Annotated in this window: 12 protein-coding genes; 9 read left to right on the top strand and 3 right to left on the bottom strand. The window is 40.8% G+C overall.

What is annotated here, in order from left to right:
- Positions 1-533 precede the first annotated feature (533 nt).
- The 4 genes from dnaA to gyrB all read left to right on the top strand — a co-directional run bounded on the left by dnaA (position 534) and on the right by gyrB (position 6,828).
- Positions 534-1,925, top strand: coding sequence for a chromosomal replication initiator protein DnaA (gene dnaA / locus EXE30_RS15005; protein WP_130163096.1), 1,392 nt, complete (start codon positions 534-536; stop codon positions 1,923-1,925).
- Positions 1,926-2,036: 111 nt separating this feature from the next.
- Entirely contained in the window at positions 2,037-3,185 is a 1,149-nt protein-coding gene (dnaN, locus tag EXE30_RS15010) for a DNA polymerase III subunit beta (protein ID WP_130163097.1), read from the top strand.
- Positions 3,186-3,213: 28 nt separating this feature from the next.
- Positions 3,214-4,308, top strand: a complete 1,095-nt coding sequence (gene recF / locus EXE30_RS15015; protein ID WP_130163098.1) for a DNA replication/repair protein RecF — start codon at positions 3,214-3,216, stop codon at positions 4,306-4,308.
- A 51-nt stretch (positions 4,309-4,359) separates the two neighbouring features.
- On the top strand, positions 4,360-6,828 hold the full coding sequence (gene gyrB / locus EXE30_RS15020; RefSeq protein ID WP_130163099.1) for a DNA topoisomerase (ATP-hydrolyzing) subunit B: 2,469 nt from the start codon (positions 4,360-4,362) through the stop codon (positions 6,826-6,828).
- 124 nt (positions 6,829-6,952) lie between these two features.
- Here the strand turns inward: gyrB and EXE30_RS15025 are convergent, their stop codons facing one another.
- Positions 6,953-7,510, bottom strand: coding sequence for a VTT domain-containing protein (locus EXE30_RS15025; protein ID WP_130163100.1), 558 nt, complete (start codon positions 7,508-7,510; stop codon positions 6,953-6,955).
- Between the two features lie 322 nt (positions 7,511-7,832).
- Positions 7,833-9,758: an ATP-binding cassette domain-containing protein gene (locus tag EXE30_RS15030; RefSeq protein WP_130163101.1), complete on the bottom strand. Its 1,926-nt coding sequence runs from the start codon at positions 9,756-9,758 to the stop codon at positions 7,833-7,835.
- 254 nt (positions 9,759-10,012) lie between these two features.
- Here EXE30_RS15030 and EXE30_RS15035 point away from each other — a divergent pair, with 254 nt between their 5' ends.
- The 4 genes from EXE30_RS15035 (at position 10,013) to erpA (ending at position 13,918) form a co-directional block, all read left to right on the top strand.
- Positions 10,013-11,014: a putative solute-binding protein gene (locus tag EXE30_RS15035; RefSeq protein WP_130163102.1), complete on the top strand. Its 1,002-nt coding sequence runs from the start codon at positions 10,013-10,015 to the stop codon at positions 11,012-11,014.
- Between the two features lie 143 nt (positions 11,015-11,157).
- Positions 11,158-12,168, top strand: coding sequence for a putative solute-binding protein (locus EXE30_RS15040; protein WP_005194339.1), 1,011 nt, complete (start codon positions 11,158-11,160; stop codon positions 12,166-12,168).
- Between the two features lie 286 nt (positions 12,169-12,454).
- On the top strand, positions 12,455-13,459 hold the full coding sequence (locus EXE30_RS15045; protein ID WP_130163103.1) for a putative solute-binding protein: 1,005 nt from the start codon (positions 12,455-12,457) through the stop codon (positions 13,457-13,459).
- 123 nt (positions 13,460-13,582) lie between these two features.
- The gene (gene erpA / locus EXE30_RS15050; protein WP_130163104.1) at positions 13,583-13,918 is read left to right on the top strand and encodes an iron-sulfur cluster insertion protein ErpA; all 336 of its coding nucleotides are present in this window, start codon (positions 13,583-13,585) and stop codon (positions 13,916-13,918) included.
- A 52-nt stretch (positions 13,919-13,970) separates the two neighbouring features.
- On the opposite strand, the gene EXE30_RS15055 is transcribed toward erpA, so the two are convergent.
- Positions 13,971-15,104, bottom strand: coding sequence for an anhydro-N-acetylmuramic acid kinase (locus tag EXE30_RS15055; RefSeq protein WP_130163105.1), 1,134 nt, complete (start codon positions 15,102-15,104; stop codon positions 13,971-13,973).
- Positions 15,105-15,165: 61 nt separating this feature from the next.
- On the opposite strand from EXE30_RS15055, the gene tyrS reads away from it, so the two are divergent.
- On the top strand, positions 15,166-16,398 hold the full coding sequence (gene tyrS, locus EXE30_RS15060) for a tyrosine--tRNA ligase (protein ID WP_130163106.1): 1,233 nt from the start codon (positions 15,166-15,168) through the stop codon (positions 16,396-16,398).
- The last annotated feature ends 119 nt before the right edge of the window (positions 16,399-16,517 follow it).

The raw sequence follows: 16,517 nt of genomic DNA on the forward strand, positions 1-16,517 counted from the left end.
TACAAAATGTTTTAAAACAAAAAACATACACAAGCTATCTATTTAAATTTTATCAGTATTGCGTTATATTCACAGCTTATCGACAAGCTTATACACATTCCTATAGCTGTTTTAAATTTAATCCTTGGATTTTGAATTTAAATTTCGATATGCTCAGTTATCCACATTCGCAGTGATCCTTATAAGTAAATTCAAATTTAAAATTTAAGTTTATTATTATTAGTAAGGCTTTTTTCTGTGGAAAGTCGAGTATTTTTAAAAATAAACAAGTAGTTACTTTGTGTATAACCGTGTTTCTATTGGCTTTGTGGATTGTGGATAACTTTGGGCTTAAAACTATCCACAGGATGTGCTAAAAGTTATGCACAATCGGTTTAAATTTGAATTTAATTCACGAATGCTTTTTTTTTCGGCGAAAGTGGCCTGAATGTGCCTGACAGATGTGGATAACTTGGTTAGAATGGCGACCCCTTCGAAATAGAAGGGGTTGGTTTTTGTTTTTTAAATTTAAAATGGATATATAGGGGATGCACATGCTCTGGACGGACTGCTTAACTCGCTTGCGACAAGAGCTATCTGATAACGTCTTTGCGATGTGGATTCGTCCCTTGGTTGCTGAAGAAGTTGATGATGTGATGCGCTTATATGCGCCTAACCCATATTGGACGCGTTATATTCAGGATAATCATCTAGAGCTTATTTCAATATTGGCAGAACAATTATCTGAAGGACGAATACGTCAGGTCGAAATTTTGGTCGATTCGCGTCCAGGCACCATTTTATCTTCGAGTGAACAACCCGCAACCACGACTGCGGCGTTAAGTAGCCAACCCACACCTATTAAAATCAAGAAAGAGTCTGATGTAGGGCAACCTAGCCAAAACCCAACCAAAATACCGAAGAAAAGACAATTAAACCCATTGTTTAGTTTCTCCCTATTTGTAGAAGGGCGTTCTAACCAAATGGCTGCAGAAACTTGTCGCAAAGTACTTACGCAATTAGGTGCTTCACAACACAATCCTTTATTTTTGTATGGTCCAACAGGTTTGGGCAAAACGCATTTGATGCAAGCTGTTGGAAATGCATTATTGCAAGCGAAACCGAATGCGCGAGTGATGTACATGACCTCTGAAAGTTTTGTACAAGATTTTGTGAGTTCTCTGCAAAAAGGCAAAGTTGAAGAATTTAAGAAAAATTGTCGTTCTTTAGATTTATTGTTGGTCGATGATATTCATTTATTGGCGGGTAAAGAAGCAAGTTTGGTTGAATTCTTTTACACTTTCAATGCCTTACTTGATGAGTCTAAACAAATTATTTTAACTTCTGACCGTTATCCAAAAGAGTTAACTGAATTGGATCCACGTTTGGTTTCTCGTTTTTCTTGGGGATTATCAGTTGGAGTCGAGCCACCTGATATTGAAACACGGATCGAAATTTTACTTAAAAAAGCTGAAAATAGCGGCGTTGATTTACCGAGAAATTGTGCTTTATTTATTGCTCAACAGGTGGTTGCCAATGTGCGTGAGCTGGAAGGCGCATTGAATAAAGTGGTGGCAATTTCCCGTTTTAAAGGCACGGTTATTGATTTGGATGTGGTGCGCGAGTCTTTAAAAGATGTGTTGGCCATTCGTGCAAGAACCATTAGCGTTGAAAATATCCAACGCGTCGTAAGTGAATATTTCCGTATCCCATTAAAAGAATTGGTGGGACCAAAACGCACACGTATTTATGCGCGTCCACGTCAGTTGGCGATGGGTTTGGCGCGTGAACTAACTGGCGATAGTTTTCCTGAAATCGGAATGGCTTTTGGTGGGCGTGATCATAGTACCGTGATGCACGCATGTGAAAAAGTCACGAGCTTGCGTCAAGAAGATCCAATATTTAATGAAGACTATAAAAACCTAATGCGTCTATTACAAAGTTAATCGCTGGTTTAATAACAATAGACCCTACTTTCAGAGTTGCAAACTGCTTTTAAGTGCAGCATAGTACACTGCTAACATTCATATCGGCTTCTGTTGTAAGAGGAATAAATCGTGCGTTTGAAAATCGCTAAAGAAAGTTTACTCAATGTTTTATCACATGTGGTAGGAGCTGTTGAACGCCGTCATACCTTGAATATTCTTTCAAATGTCAAAATTCAAACCACGCAACAAGCCTTAACCATTATTGGTTCAGATTTAGAAGTTGAATTGGTGGCGAGCACGACGCTGGCAGAAGGGGCATGTTTAGAAGCGGGTGAAACGACCGTCCCTGCACGTAAACTGGTTGAGATTTGTAAATCACTTCCAACAGCAGCACTGATCGATTTACAAATTACAGAAGATCAACGTTGTATTTTGAAGTCGGGAAATAGTCGTTTTGTTTTGGGAACACTTCCTGCTGAAGATTATCCATTACTCACTACTGAAAATAGTCAAGGCACGCAAGTACAAGTTACCCAACGTGAATTAAAACGTCTTTTTGAAAAAACGGCCTTTGCTATGGCGGTGCAAGATGTGCGTTTTTATCTCACAGGAACTTTACTTGAAATTGATCAAAATCAATTACGTACTGTGACTACAGATGGACATCGCTTAGCTTTGTGTGAAGTGTTAGCTTCTTCAACTGCGACGTCACCTATTCAGGCGATTGTGCCGCGTAAAGCTGTAGGTGAGTTGCAACGTTTACTCAGTATTGAAGATGAACAACTGACCTTGTTGATTGGACGTGAATTATTAAATGTCACCATTAATACGCCAAGTCGTGATAAAGAACAGGGCGATATTATTGTTCGTTTTACCACCAAGCTGATTGATGGTAAATTCCCAGATTATCGCCGTGTCATCCCTCGTGGTGGGGATAAACAAGTCTTTATTGGCCAAGACGTATTTAAACAATCGTTGCAACGTGTGGCGATTTTAAGTAATGAAAAATTACGTGGTGTGTTCTTGAACTTTAATCAAGATTCATTGCAATTACGTGCCAACAATCCGGAACAAGATGAAGCGGTAGAAGATATTGCTATTCAATATCAGGACGCACCTTTGGAAATGTCATTTAATGCGCAATACATCTTAGAAGTGCTTAGCGTACTGGATGGCGATGACGTCAAGATCACAATGACTGAAGCGAATCAGTCTGTTTTGGTACAAGATCCAGCGCATCCAGATCAAACCTATGTTGTAATGCCAATGCGAGTTTAATTTGCATTGATCGTTTGAGTTTTAAATCATGCAAATCACGCGTTTAAATATCGAACGTGTACGTAATTTAAAAGCGGTTGCACTAAATGAGTTGCAACCGTTTAATATTTTTTACGGAGCAAATGGTTCTGGCAAAACCTCTATTTTAGAAGCGATTCACCTGTTGGCAACAGGACGTTCATTTCGTACGCACATTCCCAAACATTATATTCAGTATGACGCGGCTGATTCGATTGTATTTGCTCAATCAATCAATGAGCGTATTGGGATGCAAAAACTCGCTTCAGGTGAGCAACTGATTAAAGTCAATGGTGACACCATAGCCACGCAAGGGCAGTTGGCGAAGTTATTGCCTTTACAGCATATTGATCCGCAAAGTACCGATATTATTGACCATGGCGCAAAGCCAAGACGGCAGTTATTAGATTGGTTAATGTTCCACGTGGAACCTGAGTTTTATTTTGCATGGCAGTATTATTCACGTGCATTAAAACAGCGGAATAGCTTACTAAAAACACGGCGAAATTTAACTTTGGCTGATTTAGAGCCATGGAATAAAATGCTGAGCGATTATGGCGAGATTTTGCACTCGCAGCGTGTTGGTATTGTTGAACAATGGAATCAATTTTTTAAAGATGATCTGCAGCAACTTTTGCCAGATGTTCAGATCGAGCTTGAGTACAGTGCTGGTTTTCATACAGAGCAAGGGCTACTCCAAGACCTAATTGTACAGCATCAAAAAGACTTGGATCGACGTTATACAGAGTATGGTCCGCACCGCGCAGATTTGCGCTTAAAAACGGGCGGTGAAGCCTTGCGTAGCGATGCAGCTCATGTGTTATCTCGCGGACAAAAAAAGTTGTTAATCATGGCATTAAAACTGTCACAAATTGCAATGCTACATGCGAGTAATAAGGAAACTGTGGTATTATTAGATGATCTGACAGCAGAGTTAGATTTAGCTGCACAACAACGTTTAATTGAGCGATTGAGTCAGTTGGGGAGTCAAGTTTTTATGACCACCTTAGACCATACGTCGGTATTAAAACACTTGCATGATTTGTCGATTTCTTTTCAATTGTTCCATGTTGTTCACGGTCAAGTCAGTCTTGCTGCGCCATAAATTTATTTCCTCATCTTTTTTGATAGATCAATATTTAACTAGGGAGTAACCATGAGTTCAGAGTCTCAATCCGTCTCTCAAACAGAACAAACAAATGAAAAGGCTTATGATTCCTCTAGTATCAAAGTATTACGTGGATTAGACGCAGTTCGTAAACGTCCTGGTATGTATATCGGTGACACTGACGATGGTACTGGTTTGCACCATATGGTTTTTGAGGTGGTGGATAATGCCATCGATGAAGCTCTTGCTGGTCATTGTGATGAGATTGTCGTCACCATTCATGAAGATGAATCGGTCAGTGTTTCAGACAATGGTCGTGGTATTCCGACGGATATTCATCCAGAGGAAGGAATATCCGCTGCCGAAGTTATTCTAACAATTCTGCATGCTGGTGGTAAATTCGACGATAATAGCTATAAAGTATCGGGTGGTTTGCATGGTGTTGGTGTATCGGTAGTTAATGCCTTATCTAAAAAGCTGCATTTAACGATTCATCGCGCAGGACAAACGCATGAGCAGGAATATTGTCATGGCGATTCACAATATCCATTAAAAGTAATTGGCGAAACGGATAAGTCCGGTACAGTCATTCGTTTTTGGCCAAGTGAGCTGACGTTTAGCCAAACCATTTTTAGCGTTGAAATTTTAGCGCGTCGTCTACGAGAGTTGTCGTTCTTAAATGCTGGCGTACGTATTGTACTGCGTGATGAGCGAGTCAACTTTGAACACGTCTATGATTACGAAGGTGGTTTATCTGAGTTCGTTAAATATATTAACGAAGGCAAAACCCATTTAAATGAGATTTTCCATTTCACTACAGATACCGATAGTGGGATTGCAGTTGAAGTTGCATTGCAATGGAATGAAAGTTATCAAGAAAATGTACGTTGTTTTACCAATAATATTCCGCAAAAAGATGGTGGTACGCACCTTGCTGGTTTCCGCGCAGCTTTAACGCGTGGTTTAAACCAGTATCTTGAAAGCGAAAATATCCTCAAGAAAGAAAAAGTTGCGGTCACTGGTGATGATGCCCGTGAAGGTCTAACGGCGATCATTTCGGTTAAAGTTCCTGATCCAAAATTCTCATCGCAAACCAAAGAAAAATTAGTTTCAAGTGAAGTGAAGCCTGCGGTTGAACAGGCGATGAACAAGGAATTTTCTGCTTATTTGCTTGAAAATCCTCAAGCAGCGAAATCAATTGCTGGCAAGATTATTGATGCTGCACGTGCGCGTGATGCTGCACGTAAAGCTCGTGAAATGACACGTCGTAAGAGCGCACTTGATATTGCCGGTTTGCCAGGTAAATTGGCAGATTGTCAGGAAAAAGATCCTGCGCTTTCTGAACTCTATCTAGTCGAGGGTGACTCTGCGGGCGGAAGTGCCAAGCAAGGTCGTAACCGTAAAATGCAAGCTATCTTGCCCTTAAAAGGTAAAATCTTAAACGTTGAGCGTGCACGTTTTGACAAGATGATTTCGAGTCAGGAAGTCGGTACCTTGATCACAGCTTTGGGCTGCGGTATTGGTCGCGAAGAATATAATCCAGACAAGTTACGCTATCACAAAATCATTATCATGACCGATGCGGACGTGGATGGTTCACACATCCGAACTTTGCTACTGACCTTCTTCTTCCGTCAAATGCCAGAGCTGGTTGAGCGTGGTTATATTTATATTGCACAGCCGCCTTTGTATAAGTTGAAAAAAGGTAAGCATGAGCAGTACATGAAAGACAATGATGCATTGGAAACCTTCTTGATCTCCAATGCGATTGATGAACTTTCATTGCATGTCAGTGCAGATGCACCTGCTATCACAGGTACAGCATTGGCAAATGTGATTGCTGATTATCAAGTGTCTCAAAAAAGTTTGCTACGTTTAACCCAGCGTTATCCTGCAAGTTTATTGGATGGTTTACTTGAGTTAGATGCTTTCAAAATTGATCACAATCATGAACGTGAATATGTCGAAACATGGGCTGAGCAATTACGTGGCGCGATTGTGAAGTTGCAACCAAGTTTGCGTCCTGAAATTACCCTAGAAGCGTTTGATCGTGAAAATGCACAAGGTGAAAAATCAGCACATTACTGGCCGCGTGTAACGGTTTATGTGCATAACTTACCGACTTCGTATTTACTGGACGCTGGTTTGTTAAATTCTGCTGAATATGCGCGTTTACTTAAAAACTCGAAGAGTTGGTTTACCTTGCTTGAAGAGGGGGCTTTCTTACAAAAAGGCGAGCGTCGTATTCAGGTCAATACATTCCATCAAGTATGGCAGCATATTTTACAAGACTCACGTCGTGGCATGATGATCCAACGCTATAAAGGTTTGGGTGAGATGAATGCTGAACAGCTTTGGGAAACCACGATGGATCCTGAAAACCGCCACATGTTGCAAGTGACCATTGATGACATGATTGAAGCAGATCGTATGTTCTCTTGCTTAATGGGTGATGACGTAGAACCACGTCGTGCATTCATTGAGGAAAATGCATTGAATGCAGATATTGACGCTTAATTGAGTCAAACTATCTGATTATGATTTAGCTTTATTCTTCATAATTTGAATTAAAAAGGCGATACCAAGATGGGTATCGCCTTTTTTTAATTGCTTTAGGTTCCACGTGAAACGTTATTCTTAATTAGCTTTCTACTAAATCGCTGACTTGAATAATGGCGTGTCCAAATAAATAACCAGCGGTGACTAAGACACTGATCCACAGCAATGCACCTAAGATATTATAAATAACAAAGTGGCTGTAATTCATGTTGCTTGAACCTGCCGCTAAAGGGGCAAATGAACGTGCAAAGGGAATGAAGCGAGCAAGTAGAATGGTTTTTCCACCGTGCTTTAAAAAGAAGGTATTGGTTTTTTGTAGATAGGCTTGCTTAATAAAACGTGAGTCGGTATTGAAGATACGATCACCAAAGTGGCGACCAATATGATAGTTCACCATATAGCCAAACGCAGCAGCAAAAAAGAGTAAGCTGATCATATAGCCGAGATGCATGATTTCAACCACAGAACACAGCGCACCGACTGCGAGTAGTAAACTATCCCCAGGCAAAAAGAACATAAAAACGAAAGCAGTTTCAGAAAAAATAATCAGAAATAGAATAGCGTAAATCCATAAACCATATTCTTGAACTAAAATTGGCAGGAAGTGCTCGAAATTAAAAATAAAGTCTAAAGAATTCATTCAGTTTGCGTTGTCCCAAATAGCGTACTCACCACATTGGAGTACAAAAATATTAAATGAATCACACCCTCAGGATTCATTTGTAAGAGATAACTTTACAATAATAGGGGGTTGAGTATATCGAGCCTGAAGCCAAAGCTCAATTTTTTGGGAATATTCCAATTGTTACTGTAACTGAGCTTATTGAAAAAATCATGACATCTTGAACGGTTTTTCTTAATGATGAAGCACTTGAGTGATTGATTTAGTTTTATACGTGACGATAAAAATCAAGTATCCACAGATGCTCTTAGATTTGAGCATCTATGAATACTTGATTAGATTAGCCTACAAAACCACTTTCTAGCTCTTCTAATTCCATCATGAGCGTTAACAATTGTTCTTCATGCAGCTCAAGTTTGGCTTTTAGTTCATTTTGTTCATTCATCAACTTAAGGAGGTCGTCTTTACGACTTTCTTCGTACAGTGCAGTGTCAGCTAACAAATTCTCAATTTCGGCTAAACGAGGCTGAAGTTTCTCAATTTGTCCCTCAGTTTTCTCAATATTTTTACGGATCGGCCGTGTGAGTTCACGGTGGCGTACCGCAGCTTTTCGTTGTGCGTCTTTATCTAACTTTACCGATGTCGTTTGAGTGGTCGATGTTTGTTGCAAGGCTTTTTGAGCATTGATTTGTTGCTGACGCGCTTCACGTAACCATTTGGCGTAGTCTTGCAAATCGCCATCAAATTCGGTGCATTTCCCCGCATGGACCAATAGTAACTCATCACAGACACTGGCAATCAATTGACGCTCATGCGAGACCAATACCACCGCACCATTAAAGTCTTGTAATGCCATGCTGAGCGCATGGCGCATATCCAAATCTAAATGGTTGGTTGGCTCATCCAGAATCAATACATTTGGACGCTGCCAAACGATCAATGCCAATGCCAAACGCGCACGCTCACCACCAGAGAAGCTTTCACAAGGGGTGTCCATCCGTTCACCACTAAAGCCAAAGCCACCTAAAAAGGCACGTAAAGCGGCTTCACTGATCTGTTTATCCGCGATGCGAGCCAATTGCAGCATTGGACTGGCATTTGCATCCAAGGCATCCATTTGATGCTGAGCAAAATAACCGATATTGAGCAGTTCAGACGCTTTGTATTCACCTGCCAGTAAAGGTAAGTCACCTACCAATGTTTTGATCAATGTTGATTTACCTGCACCGTTCATTCCCAACAAGCCTATACGAGAGCTTGGGGTGATTTGCAGGCGAATCTTTTCTGCGATGATGGTCTCGCCATAACCAATACTGGCTGCATCTAGACTGAGTAGCGGCGAGCTCATTTTGGTGGGCTCACGAAAACTAAAGGTAAAGGGGGTATCGACGTGTGCAGGTGCAAGTTGTTGCATCCGTTCAAGTTGTTTAATACGGCTTTGTGCTTGACGTGCTTTGGTCGCTTGGGCTTTAAAACGATCAATATATTTTTGTAAATGTGCACGCGTTTCTTGCTGTTTTTCAAACGACTGTTGTTGTTGTGCCAAGCGTTCACTGCGTGTGGTTTCAAAGGTTGAATAATTGCCTGTGTACAGTGTTAATTCTTTATTTTCAATATGCAGAATACGATCGCAAATGGCATCCAAGAAATCACGGTCATGTGAAATAAGAACCAATGTTCCTTCATAGGCTTTTAACCAGTCTTCTAACCATAAAATAGCATCTAAATCTAAATGGTTGGTTGGCTCATCCAGTAAGAGTAAGTCTGAACGGCTCATCAACGTGCGCGCCAAATTTAAACGCATTCGCCATCCACCAGAAAAACTAGAGACATTTAATTGGAGTTGGTGATCGAGGAAACCTAAACCAGCCATCAGTTGAGCGGCTTTAGCAGGGGCGGCATAGCCATGAATCTCATCAAAACGACCATGCAGATGCGCTAACTCATCATTGCTGAGCTGATCTGGATCGGCCAATTTTTGTTGTATTCCCCAACACTCCTCATCTCCTGAAAGCACAAAATCGATAGCTGCCATTTCTAAGGCTTTAATTTCTTGTGCCATATGCGCCACGGTCCAAACTGCTGGACGTGTTAGATTGCCTTCATCTGCGACGACGTCACCTAAAAATGCGGCAAATAAAGTCGATTTTCCTGCGCCATTTACACCTGTAAGACCAATCTTCCAGCCTGGGTGAAGCTGCATTGATGCTTTTTGAAAGAGGACTCGCCCACCACGGCGTAATGAAACTTGGTCAAATTGGATCATGAGCATGCAAAATAGCGATAGATTGCTGCATTTTAAGATGATCGGGCGTGAATGCAAATTTTATCTTGTAGATTAGGGGGAGGATGTCCTTTCACAGACCCTCGGTGTGCTGATTTGAAATGTGATGAATATGGATAAAACTGATAAGAACCCGATGTATGTATATATAAGCACTATGATTTTGATCAAAATTTGACTATATTTATTCGATGCTGATGGAAAAATATGCAAAATAGTAAATAAGGGAAAACAAGATGAAAAAAGGATTTTGGGCATTGAGTGCCGCGACTCTATTCGTCATGACCACGCAAGTGCAAGCAAAACAAAAAGTTTGTGTATTCGACTTATTAGGCCGGGCGGGAGAGTCATATAAGCTGATTGAGGAGTGGCGACTTTCAGCTCAAACCTGGCAAGCGGACGTTGAGCTTATTCCGTATCAGGATGAGGAAAAAGCTGAACGTGATTTTGATGCTGGCAAGTGTGATGGCGTGTATATGACCTCTATGCGAGCACGAAAATACAATAAATTTGCAGGTTCTATTGATGCAGTTGGGGCTGTAACCAGTAATGCCATCGCTCAAAAGGCAATTTCTTTTGTTCTCGATAAACGTAATCAGAACCGTCTTATTGCGACTTTAAATGGCGAAAAATTTGAGGTCGCAGGGATTATTCAAGTCGGTTTGGCTTATATTTTTGTGCGTGATAAAAATATTAATACGATTGAAAAAGCCAAGGGCAAAAAATTTGCCTATTTGCATTATGACCAAGCACAAAAAACCATTGTTGAAAGTATGAACCTGATTGCTGTGCCTTCGAATATTTCAGACTTTGTTCAGAAATTTAATCGTGGTCAGGTCGATGTGATTGCAGCCCCTGCTTATGCTTATAAGCCCTTAGAGATTAATAAAGGCTTGAGCAATGGCGCATTATTTAATTTCCCTGTGGTGAATATTACGGGAGATTTGATCATTCGTCCTGAAAAATTCCCGACAGGGTTTGCCATTCAATCTCGCCAGTGGTTCGTGCAGAAGTTACCTGCTAATTTTGCAATGGTGCAACGCCTAGAGGCTGGCATGGATGCCGCAAGAATCACTTTGTCTAATGAGGATAAGGTCCGTTATCAGAAAATGTTACGTGATGGGCGTATGAATTTAACCAAGCAGGGTGTGTATGATGCCACTATGATGAATGTACTCAAACGGGCGCGGTGTACCGTTGAAAGGACCAATTTTGAATGCTCTTTAAGTGGTGAGTAAAATTAAACTGGTTAAAAAATGACAAAAAATAGCATTATTGACACAAAAAATAGAGTAACAACTCTATTTTTTTTCATAAAACATGATTAATATTTGCTTTGAACAAGGAGTACAGACACATTGGTTTGTAGAGGGATGAAAAAATGAAAAAAATTGCATTAGCTGCGATCACCGCATCAATCGTTGGTTTTTCTGCTTCAGCGCAAGCAAATAAAGTTGAAGTTTGTGTATTTGATCTATTGGGTAGATCTGGTGAATCATACAAAATGATGCAGGATTGGGCATTGGCAGCCAAAGGCTGGGGTGCAGATGTCAACTTGGTTGCAATGACGGATGAAGCTGTTGCAGACAACAACTTTAAAGCGGGTAAATGTGACGCGGTTGCGATGACATCAATGCGTGCCCGCCCATACAATAAATTTGCGGGTTCAATTGACTCGTTAGGTGGCGTAACCAGCAATGAAATTGCACAACGTGCGATTACTTTTGTTCTAGATACGCGTAATGCTGCAAAAATGACAACCAATCTTGGCGGAAACAAATACGAAATCGGTGGGATCGCACCACTTGGTTCTGCGTATATCTTTGTACGTGACAAGAACATTAACTCAATCGAAAAAGCAGCAGGTAAGAAATTTGCGGTATTGGGCTATGATGATGCACAAAAAATCATGGTACAACGCGTAGGTGCTCAAGCTGTCCTTTCTGATATTTCAAACTTTGCTGCGAAATTTAACAATGGTCAAGTCGACATGGTTGGTGCGCCAGCTTATGCTTATAAGCCATTAGAATTAAGCAAAGGTTTGGGTGCAAATGGCGCGATGTTTGACTTTCCAGTATTACATGTAACTGCTGATTTAGTGCTTCGTCCAGAAAAATTCCCAGCTGGTTTTGGTCAAAAATCTCGTGATTGGCATGTGAAGCAATTACCGAAAGCTTTTGCAATGATCAAGCGTTTAGAAGCTGAAATTCCAGCAAAATACAAAATGAAATTAAGTGATGAAGATAAGCTCAAATATCAAAAATTACTACGTGATGGTCGTATGGATTTAACCAAACGTGGTATTTACGATGCGAGCATGATGTCTGTATTGAAGAAAGCACGTTGTTCAGTTGACAAAGCGAACTTCGAGTGTGCATTGCCAGGTGAATAATCACTAATTGCTATAAATCATACTTAAAGCCTAGATTTATCTAGGCTTTTTGTTTTTTGCATTGTGTCATTTGAGTCATTGTCTTTACTTAGAAAGACCGTAATCATAGAGATATAAAAATCAGATGAAATCGTGCAGATTTAAAAATATGTTTTAATCAGGAAGATGAAACACCATGAAGTTAAACATATATTCATTTGAGTGGCTTTAATTAGGTGCTATCACTATTCTTTGATTTTTGATGTTAAGCAACAACAATCAGTCTAGCTGCAAAAGGAAAAATAAAATGCAATGGATTAAAACACTTTTAATCGCTTCGAGCGTAGCAACCATTTCTTTTAGCACACAAGCAAAACAAACACTTTGCGTGTTTGATTTGGTGGGAAAAAACGGAGATGTCTATGCTTTGATGAAAGACTATCAGCTTGCATCAAAAGCATGGGGTGCGGACATTGAGTTGCGTGTAGGACAAAATGAAGCCGTGCTCGCCGAGGATTTTAAAGCAGGTAAATGTGATGCTGTCAGTATTACAGGGATGCGTGGTCGTCAATTTAACTCTTTTACAGGTTCACTCGATGCCATTGGGGCAATTACCAATTTAAAGTTTGCAGTCAAAGTCATGCAAGGCTTATCGAGCCAGACATTTGCTAAAGCAATGGTCAATGGTAAATATGAAGTGGTCGGTGTCATTCCGATTGGTGATGCTTATCTGATGGTCAACGATCGCGAGATTAATACGGTTGCAAAAGCTGCAGGAAAGAAAATCGCGGTTCTGGACTATGATGAAGCCCAGAAAATTATGGCGTCTCAAGTCGGTGCTCAGGCAGTGAGTTCAGATGTCACTAACTTTGGTGCCAAGTTTAATAATGGTCAAGTGGACATCATTGGCGCACCAGCAGCAGCATTTAAACCTTTGGAGCTGCATAAAGGTTTGGGCAGTAAAGGCGCAATTGTGAATTATCCAATTTTACAAGTGACGGGTAATATTATTATTCGCTCCGATAAATTCCCAGAAGGGTATGGGCAAAAATCCAGACAATGGGTTAGTTCGCAATTGCCACGTGCGGTTGATATTTTAGGCAAAATGAAAGCAGATATTCCACAAAAATACTGGATGGAAGTCCCTGCTTCAGACAAACCAGGCTATCAAAAATTAATGCGGGAAGCCCGTATTGATTTAACTAAACGTGGTATTTATGACAAACGCATGATGAAGTTGTTGTGGCAATTCCGTTGTCGTGAAGATGCTAAGAATTTTGAGTGTGGTTTACAGGATGAAAATTATAAATAATCTTGTAAAAAGTCATTAACAGGACTTTAAACTTCAAAGACAGACCCGATATTGAGTATGCTATACTTATTATCGGGTCTTTTAATTTGTTAAAGACGTATTGAAGTCTGAGGAATATCCACCATGAACGCCCAAGCTCTCGAATTGTCAGATAATGCTGCCAAAAAAGTTCGCCAATTGCGCGAAAGTGAAGGGAATAATGACCTCATGCTACGTGTGTATGTCACAGGTGGCGGTTGTTCAGGTTTCTCTTATGGCTTTAATTTTGCTGAAAGCGTGAATGAAGATGATGCTGAGTTCAGCAATGGTGATGTCAAAGTTTTGGTTGACTCATTAAGCTATCAATATTTAGTGGGTTCAGTGGTTGATTATCTTGAAGGACTGGAAGGTTCTCGTTTTGTGATTCAAAACCCGAATGCCACGACTACTTGCGGATGTGGGTCATCTTTTTCGATCTAATAAATTCTTGATACCCAAAAAAGCTTCTCCGATTGAGAAGCTTTTTTATTGCTTATACTGCCGTCATCGTACCTAAAATACGATCACCTGATGCGCCTGTGACGGTTGGTAGATTGCCACTGAGCTGTTCAACGAAGCGCATTGCCAACCAAGCAAAAGCGGTTGCTTCGACCCACGTGGGTGCTAAACCAAGCACATCAGTTGTTTGCACTGACCAATTATGTTTACGTAAGCGCCAGCGTAATTGTTCAAGCAGAAATGAGTTATAAGCCCCGCCACCACACACATAGACTTCACCTGTCGGCATCAAGTCTTTGCTGCGATAAATTGCTTTCTTAATGGCTCGTGTGGTCAGTTTCATTAGCGTGGCTTGGATATTCTCAGGTGTATCTTCGAGTTCTTCGTATTCGAGATCATTGCGCCAATCACTAATTTGATCATCTAACCATTCAAGATTAAAGTCTTCACGCCCCGTGCTTTTTGGTGGCTCTTTAGAAAAATATTCATGTGTTTGTAAACGATCAAGTAGCGACCGAATCGGTTGCCCGTACGCAGCCCAATCGCCATTTTCATCATAGGGATGTCCGGTATGACGATGACACCACGCATCCATGAGAATGTTGGCAGGACCTGTATCAAAGCCATACACAGCATCTGGATTGTTGGCAGGCAGCATGCTGACATTGGCGATACCACCTAAGTTCAAAATAACGCGATGGATACTGTCATGTTGAAATAACGCTTGATGGAATGCTGGGACTAACGGTGCACCTTGTCCACCAGCAGCCATATCACGTCGACGAAAATCGGAAATAACAGGCAGCTGAGTGATTTCAGTAATGAGATTCGGATCACCAATTTGTAGGGTAAAACCATATTCAGGACGATGGCGAATGGTCTGACCATGTGAACCAATTGCTTTTATTTGAGTTCGATCCAATTGATTTTTTTCAATCAGCTCATTAATCCCTGAGCCGATCATTTTTGCCAAAGCGACATCGGCTTTTCCCATACGATCTATTTCGTTATCGTCTGGTAGCGTTAAGGCCATCAGTTCATCGCGTAATTCAGGCTCAAATGGCACTGTTAAGGTGGCGTGTACGGTTAAAGGCTCAAATGAAGTTGCAACAATATCAACACCATCCATGCTTGTGCCTGTCATTACACCAATATAGATTGCGCTCATATACAACTTCCCCTGCAAGATGCTGAAAAAATGTTAGTATATCGCACAAATTGAATAACTGATGTGTTTAGGTTTTGTGATGTCAAATTTCTTGCCAGCCGAAGAACAGCTTGCTCTCATTCAACGAGGCACGCACGAGATTATTTCTGAAGAAGATTTACTGAAAAAGCTCAAAGAGAATCGTCCACTCCGTGTAAAAGCAGGCTTTGACCCAACAGCCCCTGATTTACACTTAGGGCATACGGTACTGATTAATAAGCTTAAAACTTTTCAAGATTTGGGACATGAGGTTACGTTCTTGATTGGTGACTATACCGCGATGATTGGTGACCCGTCTGGGAAAAGTGCGACACGTCCGCCGTTGTCTCGTGAACAAGTTGAAGCGAATGCCAAAACCTATCAAGAACAAGTTTTTAAAATTTTAGATCCGAATAAAACCAAAGTACGTTTTAACTCAGAGTGGTTTAATCAAAGAACTGCGGCTGATTTAATTCAATTGGCGAGCCAGCAAACCGTATCACGTATGTTAGAGCGTGATGACTTTACCAAGCGCTATAACAACCACCAGCCTATCGCGATTCACGAATTCCTATATCCCTTGGTGCAAGGTTATGACTCAATTGCACTTGAGGCGGATGTGGAGTTAGGTGGAACAGACCAAACTTTTAACTTGCTGATGGGGCGTACTTTACAAAGTCGCTATGGTCAAGAATCACAAGTCTGCATCACTGTGCCGATTCTTGAAGGTTTAGATGGCGTGAATAAAATGTCTAAATCTTTGGGTAATTATATTGGTGTATTTGACACACCGGGTGCGATGTACCAAAAAATCTTGTCGATGCCAGATAGCTTGATTGAACGTTACTTTGATTTGCTTAGCTTTAAATCACTGGATGAAATCAAAGTTTTGCTTGATGAAATGGCGGCAGGGCGTAATCCGCAGGAAATCAAACGTATCTTAGCGCTTGAACTGGTCGAACGTTTCCATGATGCGGAAGCTGCTGAAAATGCACATAAGAGTGCAGGTAACCGTGTTACTGAAGGTGAAGTACCAGAAGATACGCCTGAAGTGACCATCTCACGTGGTGAGTTTGGTGGCGAGTTATTTATTGCAACGATTTTGCGTGTGGCAGGTTTAAACGCGAATGCGGCGGCAGCAAAAGATGCGGTTGGTCGTGGTGCAGTTAAAGTGGATTGGAATGTGGTCGATATGAGTTTCTCTGTAAAAGAGAATGTCACTTTGATTATCCAATCTGGTAAAAAAGCGATTGCACGTGTGACTTTCACTGATTAAATCGAAATAAAAACAATAAAAAGCAGGCCTTGAGCCTGCTTTTTATACATAGATAGATGATAAAAACAACGAAAGCATCAAATTAGTAGAAAAAAGAAACAAGCAAAAGGAAATGTTTG

This window comes from Acinetobacter halotolerans (assembly GCF_004208515.1).
In the GTDB taxonomy this organism is placed as follows: Bacteria; Pseudomonadota; Gammaproteobacteria; order Pseudomonadales; family Moraxellaceae; genus Acinetobacter; species Acinetobacter halotolerans.